Raw genomic sequence first — 7,457 nt, 5'->3', positions numbered from 1 at the left:
GTCATCGTCAAGATTAAATTCCGAAACCCCTATCTGCTGACGCAGGTAGGGGTTTTGTTTTAGTAGAAGTCTTCGATTTTCACTGATTCGTTGTTATCGAACGGGTCGGTTACCGAATTTCTTGACGACCATAGAGCATTGGAACCACCTGATCCCATCCCGAACTCAGAAGTGAAACGATGCATCGCCGATGGTAGTGTGGGGTTTCCCCATGTGAGAGTAGGTCATCGTCAAGATTGTATTCCCGAAACCCCTGTCTGCCAGCGCAGACAGGGGTTTTGTCGTTTAGGGGCCGGTAATCGGATCGCCCCCTAAATTGCTGTCCCGCTCCAGCAAACCCCGAGGCCGTTGCTATGCTTTGATTGTTGGGCGTAGGCAAAAGGCGCCCGCGATGTGACTGGTCATGGGGATTCCAATAATGAAAAACCCTTATGCTCCTGGCTTCTGGTGCGCTATTGCAGCGTTGTTGCTGCTTTCAGGTACCTATTTCTATGGCGTCATGCTGACCCATCAGATAGATAAGGCATTGATCTTCCTCGATAGCGTGTCTGCGCTGATCGGTGTCATATCTATAGCTGTTGTGGCCTGGGCTTCACTGCAAGGCCAGCGCATCAAGAAAAAACAGCTCGAACAAGGCAAGACCCTGGTGTTGATCTGGGATACAAAAGTCGCGCTACGAAAGGTCGAGACGGTGTTCGATCGTTATTTCTGGGGCAGTTATTGGCAACCGGGGCGGACCTTCCAGGAAGTCATGGGAGAGCTCACCGGGACTCCTTTGGAAAAAAGTCTTGAAGCCCTGAAGGTCCAATGCGCGGCCCTGGACGAGCAGGTCGCGCAAGACGACTGGCATTGGCTCAACAACGCGCGTGAGCTGTGCGATGTCGCCAATGCCATGGCTCGGGAGCGCTACCAATTGGATTTTTGCGATGGGCGTGCAGATTCGTCAGGCACGGCGGTGATCAATCGTGATTTCGAAGTGCTCGTATATACCTGGACCGCAAGGCTCAAGACTTTTGATCATCAGCTCGATGAGATCGAAGTCCAATATTCGTAGACCATTTCTCAAGAACACGCTTTTCCCCCTTTAAACATTGGGCTAGCGTGCCTGCCTGATGCTAATCTCCCCACCACTTTTACTGCGTCGAGCCATAGCCCTTTGCGGGTCAAGGAAGACGACGATTTTTTCAACCATGGAATAACGATCGGGTCACTCATGAATAAATCAGCAAGCGTACTTCTCGGAATCGTTGTGGTTATCGGTGCCGTCAGCGCAGGTGGCGCCTGGTATACCGGCACGAAGCTTGAGGGAGTGCTGAACACCGCTATTGCCGACAGCAACAAGCAAATGCAAACGGCCCTGGCCGGCTCCAATGGCACCGCATCGATCGAACTGGTCTCCCTGGATCGCGGAACATTCAGCAGTACCGCGCATTATCGCCTCAAGGGCGAAGGTGAGATGTTTGGTAGCGAGCCGGTCGAATTGTTGTTTGTCGACAATATTGAACACGGCCCGCTGCCATTTTCCCGCCTGATGACGCTCAAATGGTTGCCTGTCATGGCTACCAGCCACACCGAGCTCGAGCGCACTCCGCTGACCGAAAAGTGGTTCGTAGCGGCCAAGGACAAATCGCCCATGAAAGGCGTGTTCAATCTTGGCTACGACCAGTCCACCAACGGGACATTCGAACTGCTTCCCCTGGACACCAAGCTGGATGAACAATCCCAGCTCATCTTTTCGGGCCTGAAGATCGATGTGGCTGCCAGCGCCCAAGCCCAAAAGATCAAGGCCGATGGCTACATGGACAGTTTCAAACTGACCACCGTCGCCGAAGACCAGACGCCGGTGCAAGTCGAGTTCAGCGGCCTGACATTGGCCAGTAACCTGACCAAGAGCACCTATGGCTACTACATGGGTGATAACACCCTGTTGCTGAGCAATAGCAAGACCAGCTTCGGCGAGCAGAAGTCGGTGCTGGGCCTGAAGAACTTCGAAATGAAGAACAACAGCTCCGAAAACGGCACCAGCGCTTCGGGGCGTGCCGATTACAAAATCGGTGAGTTGTCGTTCAACGACAAGGTAATCGGTTCGGCGCAAATGGCGGTAAGCCTGAAGAACTTGGATATCCCTGCCACCATGTCGCTGATGCAGGTCTACCAGGCCAAGCTGCAGCCCTACGAAAAAGCTGCTGCTGAAGCTGCCGAAGCGGGCGAGCCGACGCCAGAGTTGAACCTGACCGAGGCTGAAGAGGCCCAGGTCAAGGCTGATCTGGAGAAACTCCTGGCAGGCGCTCCACAAGTCGCCCTGGAGAACCTCTCGTTCAATACCGCTAATGGTGAAAGCCGCGCGAGCCTGGTCGTCGATTTGGCGAAGCCGCAATCCATGGACCTGCCGCCTGATGAGCTGGGCCGCCAACTGCTCGCCCTGCTGGAGTTCAAGGTAAAAGTCTCCAAGCCGATGCTAGTGGACCTGCTGACTGTGCAGGCGCAGATGGAAGGTCAGACCGATGCCAAGCTGATCGCTGACCAGGCCACAGCCACCAGTGATATGTTCAGCGCCATGGCAGTCGGTACGGAGCTGGCGAAGCTGGATGGCAACGATGTGGTCACCAACCTGCATTACGCCAACAATCAGGTCGATTTCAACGGCCAGAAGATGACCGTTGAACAGTTCTCGGCATTCGTGATGAGCAAGCTGGGCGGCGGCGTCGCTATTCAGTAATCGCGCTTCAGCAGTATCAAAAACCGGCCTGTGCATTGCGCACGGCCGGTTTTTTTTTGCCTGTGAAAAAGTACCACGCTGAAATCTGCATGGATTCTGAAGAATTATGGCGTTCCGAAAGATGACCCTGCGCGCAATGCCAGACTTGGCCCGTTAGAGCTTGGCTGGGTTCCTTTGACCCGGCCTCCTGTTTGATGGGCAAGGGGGCACTGCGACCCGGCTGGCCATGTAAGGATGCTGACGAATGCCGCGTACTGTGGGTCCTTTTATTCAATTCGGTTTGCGCCCGTTGTTTCGCGTCGCGCTGTGCAGCCAATTGTGCTGGCCGGTTGCGGCGTTGGCCGATTCTGCCTATGACCAGAAGGTGCTCGACGCCCGTGCGGGTCATTACACGCCCGCATTGACCGTGTTGCGCCAGCTATCGGCCGGACAAGCCAGCACCGCGCAGATCAGTGATCACCTGCAAATTGCCAGTTGGGCTGGCCTCGATGCCGAGGTGGTGACGGTCTACGAAGCCCAGGGCCGCTATCACGACCTGCCGGTCCAGGCGCTGACGGCTGTGGCGCGGTCCTATCGCAACCTCAAGCGCTGGGATTCGGCGGCCGATTTGTATCGCCGGGCACTGGCGATCGATCCACAAAATCCCGAGCTGCAACTGGGCCTGGCCCTGACCCAGGCCGATGCGGGCAAGCCTGATGAAGCCGTCAGCCGTGCCAAGGCATTGGTTGCCGCCAAACCTGATGATGCGATGCGCCGTCTGGCTTTGGGCTATGCCCTGACCCGTGCCAATAATCCTCACGAAGCGCTATTTGAATACGACCAGGCGTTCACCCGTGCGGGTAGCCACAAGCCTGAAGTTGCGCGCGAGTACATCTACGCCTTGCAACGCGCCCGGTTGCCGGAGCCGGCCCTGCGCCTGGCCCGTCTCCAACCCGGGCTGATCGACCCCGGCGTGCAGCGTCGACTTGAAGGCGATGTGGCGGCCGAACGGGTGCGCCTGGCGGACATGGCCAGCCGCAGCGAAAAGGATCGCTTCGTCATCGCGGATCGCGCCTTGGCTGATTACGACAAACTGCTCGCCACCTGGACCCCAGTGGCCGAGGCCCATGAAGACGTCCTGCGCTGGCGGATCGACCGCATGGGTGCCCTCAATGCCCGGGCCCGCCGGGCAGAGGTGATTGCCGAATACCAGAAGCTGGTCGCTGAAGACGTCGGCATTCCTACCTATGCGTTGCGCTGGGTAGCCTCTTCCTATTTGGAGCAACGGGAGCCGGAAATTGCCGTCGATCTGTATCGTCGCGTGCTGACCGCGCCCGATGCCGACCCCGCGGATCGCTTCGAAGACAGCACGGCGCTCTATTACGCGTTGCTGGAAAGCGAGCGCTCCGAAGAAGCACGCGCGCTTGCCGAAGATCTGGCGAAATCACAGCCGTCGCGCGTGGAGCTCAAAGGGCTGCCGATCGGCAACCCTAACGACGAATGGATGGACGCCCAGCAACTCGCCGCCCAGGCGGGCACTTATGGCGCCGACCTGCCCTCCGCCGAAGCACGCCTGAAAGATCTCGTCTATCAAGGCCCCGGCAACATCGGTTTGCGCCTGGCCCAGGCTGATCTGTATCAAGCCCGTGACTGGCCGCGGCGTTCGGAGAACCTGCTCAAGGAAGTCGAGGCGACGACGCCGCGCAGTCGCGATCTGGAAATCGCCCAGGCGCGCGCCGCCATGGATCTGCAGGAATGGCGGCAGATGGATGCGCTCACCGACGACGTGGTCGCTCGCTATCCGGAGAATGCCCACGTCAAGCGCCTGCAACGCCAGCGCGAAGTCCACGACATGGCCGAATTGCGTATCGAAGCCTACACCGGCAAGAGCTTTGGCGGCGGCAATGGCGATGCTGGCGCGGTGACCGGCAGCCGGGACTTTGGTATTGAAACGTTGCTCTACAGCCCGCCCATTGACGAAGACTGGCGGCTGTTCGGTGGTGCCGGCTATGCCACTGGCGATTTCGAGGAAGGTACCGGTCATCATCGCTGGCAGCGCCTGGGCGTCGAGCGCCGCACACGCGACATGACCTTGGAAGCGGAAGTCTCCAATCACTCGTATGGCTCCGGTGACAAACAGGGCGCACGCGTGGCTGTGGCTCGGGACATCAATGACCACTGGCAGTACGGCGGCAGCCTGGATTACCTCTCGGCCAACACCCCGTTGCGGGCCCTCAACAGTGGTATCCGCGCCAATGGCGGCAGCGGTTTCGTCCGCTGGCGGGCCAATGAGAGCCGCGAGTGGCGATTGGCTGTCAGCCCGTCGCACTTCAGCGACGGCAACAACCGTCTCGAGACCTTGCTGACCGGCCGCGAAGGCCTCTACAGCGCTCCTAGGCTGCAAGTGGAAATGGGCCTGGAAGTCGGTGCCAGCCGCAACAGCGGTTCCAACGAAGTGCCGTACTTCAATCCGAAATCGGACTTCAGCGTCATGCCGACCGTGACCGCCAACCATGTGCTGTATCGCCGTTACGAGACCACCTGGAGCCAACAGTTCCAAGCGGGTGCCGGTACCTACAGCCAGCGCGACTACAACACCGGTGCCATGGGACTGCTTAGCTACGGCCAACGTTTGCTCTGGAACGACGTGCTCGAAGCCGGGGCCGCGCTGAGCTGGCTCAACCGCCCTTACGACGGCGATCGTGAAAGCGATCTGCGCCTGCTTGTCGACCTCACCTACCGCTTCTAGAAGAGTTTGAAAATGCCCGTCATTTCGCGATTCATCCTTCTGCTGGGAGTCTTGCTGATCAACGCTTGTGCCCAGCAAGCCCCGGCGTTCGCGCCTCCTTCGCAACGGCCGGTGGCGGCCAACGACGCGCCGTGGCCGAAAAACCACGTGCTCGGCATCGCCTACCACGATGTCGAGGATCTCGACCCCGACCAGGCTCTCGTGGCGGTGCGTACCGAACGCCTGATCGAGCAGTTGGCCTGGCTGCGGGAAAACAACTATCAACCAGTCACGGTTGACCAGATCATCGCCGCCCGCAATGGCGGTCCGGAACTGCCACAGCGCGCGGTGCTGCTGAGTTTCGACGACGGCTACTCGAGCTTCTACACCCGCGTCATGCCGATCTTGCGCGCCTATAACTGGCCGGCCATCCTGGCTCCGGTCGGCAGTTGGGTCGACACGCCGCTGGACCAATCGGTGGATTTTGCCGGTGTGCCGCGCAAGCGCTCCGAGTTCCTGACGTGGGAGCAAATTCGTGAGGTGTCGAAATCTGGCCTGGTGGAAATCGCCGCCCACACCGACGCCAATCACAAAGGCATCCTCGCCAACCCACAAGGCAACCAGCAACCCGCCGCGACCACCCGGCATTACGATCCTGCCACCGGTCGCTATGAAAACGAGGCCGATTTCCAGGCACGTATGCGCAAAGACGTCGCAGCCATTTCCGAGAAAATCCGCAAAGTTGCCGGCTATAGCCCGCGCGTCTGGGTCTGGCCTTATGGCGAAGCCGACGGCACTGCGTTGCAGGTCATCGGCAGTGAAGGCTACCAGATGGCCCTGACCCTGGAGGATGGTCTCGACAGCCTCGATAACCTGATGGATGGCCCGCGTTTCCTGGTGTCGTCTGATCCGGACGGCGCGCACTTCGCCGAGAGTATTACTTCCGTGCAGTCGATCGATCCGATGCGGGTAGTCCATGTCGATCTGGATTACGTCTACGATTCGGACCCCGCGCAGCAGGAAGCCAACGTCGGCCAACTGGTCCAGCGCATCTACGACCTGGGCGCGAACACGGTGTTCCTGCAGGCGTTCGCCGACCCCAAAGGTGACGGCCTCGTCCACTCGCTGTACTTCCCCAACCGTCATCTGCCGGTGCGCGCCGATCTGTTCGACCGGGTCGCATGGCAATTGCGTACCCGCGCCAACGTCAAGGTCTATGCCTGGATGCCGGTGCTCAGCTTTGCCCTGGATCCGAAACTGTCCCGAGTGCTGCGCTGGGACCCGAAGACCGGCAAGACGGGCGTCGCCTCGGACCAGTACGTGCGCCTGTCGCCGTTCGACCCGGAGGTGCGCAAGGTCATCGGCGAAATCTACGAAGACTTGGCGCGGATGAGCTCGGTGGATGGCGTTCTCTACCATGACGACGCTGTGTTCTCCGACTTCGAGGACGCCAGCCCCGCCGCGATGAAAGTCTATGCCGCCCACGGCTTGCCGCAATCCATCGCTGCCCTGCGCGATGACCCGGCAGCCATGCAGCGCTGGACTCGCTTCAAGAGCCGCTACCTGATCGACTTCACCGCCGAGCTCACCGCCAAGGTCCGGGCGATACGTGGCCCGCAAGTGCGCACGGCGCGCAATATCTTTGCCGAGCCGATGCTCAACCCGCAAAGCGAAGCCTGGTTCGCCCAGAACCTCGACGATTTTCTTGCCGCCTACGACTGGACTGCGCCGATGGCCATGCCGTTGATGGAAGGACAGACCCGCGAGCAATCGGGCCCTTGGCTCGAGCGGTTGGTGGAAACCGTCAAGGCCCGTCCGGGTGCGCTCAAGCGCACGGTGTTCGAGCTGCAAGCCCGCGACTGGCACAGCAAGCCGGTGGCCGACATCGAAGGCGAACAACTGGCCGACTGGATGGGGCGCCTCAAGCGTCAGGGCGTGACCAGTTTCGGTTACTACCCGGACAACTTCATCGAAGACCAGCCCGCCGTGAAAGCCGTGCGGCCTGCGCTCTCCAACAAATGGAATCGTTGA

The 7,457-nt window shown here is 59.6% G+C and carries 4 protein-coding genes and 1 rRNA gene; all 5 read left to right on the top strand.

The features are described 5' to 3' along the window. Positions 1-120: 120 nt before the first annotated feature. Positions 121-236 (top strand): 5S ribosomal RNA (gene rrf, locus FHK92_RS25710). A 182-nt stretch (positions 237-418) separates the two neighbouring features. Then, positions 419-1,054: an NADH:ubiquinone oxidoreductase subunit N gene (locus FHK92_RS25705; protein ID WP_181290597.1), complete on the top strand. Its 636-nt coding sequence runs from the start codon at positions 419-421 to the stop codon at positions 1,052-1,054. Positions 1,055-1,213: 159 nt separating this feature from the next. Beyond that, positions 1,214-2,719 (top strand): YdgA family protein, encoded by a 1,506-nt coding sequence (locus FHK92_RS25700; protein ID WP_181290596.1) that lies wholly within the window; start codon positions 1,214-1,216, stop codon positions 2,717-2,719. A gap of 244 nt (positions 2,720-2,963) precedes the next feature. Then, positions 2,964-5,447 carry a poly-beta-1,6 N-acetyl-D-glucosamine export porin PgaA gene (pgaA, locus tag FHK92_RS25695; RefSeq protein ID WP_181290595.1) on the top strand — a complete coding sequence of 828 codons (2,484 nt, stop codon included), beginning with the start codon at positions 2,964-2,966 and terminating at the stop codon, positions 5,445-5,447. 12 nt (positions 5,448-5,459) lie between these two features. After that, positions 5,460-7,457 (top strand): poly-beta-1,6-N-acetyl-D-glucosamine N-deacetylase PgaB, encoded by a 1,998-nt coding sequence (gene pgaB / locus FHK92_RS25690; protein WP_181290594.1) that lies wholly within the window; start codon positions 5,460-5,462, stop codon positions 7,455-7,457.

This window comes from Pseudomonas brassicacearum subsp. neoaurantiaca (assembly GCF_013608025.1).
Lineage (GTDB): Bacteria > Pseudomonadota > Gammaproteobacteria > Pseudomonadales > Pseudomonadaceae > Aquipseudomonas.
This window is presented reverse-complemented; position numbering and strand designations above follow the sequence as displayed.

Bases quoted from the DNA above. Each gene is read 5' to 3' on its own strand.
- FHK92_RS25705 (WP_181290597.1), top strand. From the start codon at position 419: ATGAAAAACCCTTATGCTCCTGGCTTCTGGTGCGCTATTGCAGCGTTG.
- FHK92_RS25700 (WP_181290596.1), top strand. From the start codon at position 1,214: ATGAATAAATCAGCAAGCGTACTTCTCGGAATCGTTGTGGTTATCGGT.
- pgaA (WP_181290595.1), top strand. From the start codon at position 2,964: ATGCCGCGTACTGTGGGTCCTTTTATTCAATTCGGTTTGCGCCCGTTG.
- pgaB (WP_181290594.1), top strand. From the start codon at position 5,460: ATGCCCGTCATTTCGCGATTCATCCTTCTGCTGGGAGTCTTGCTGATC.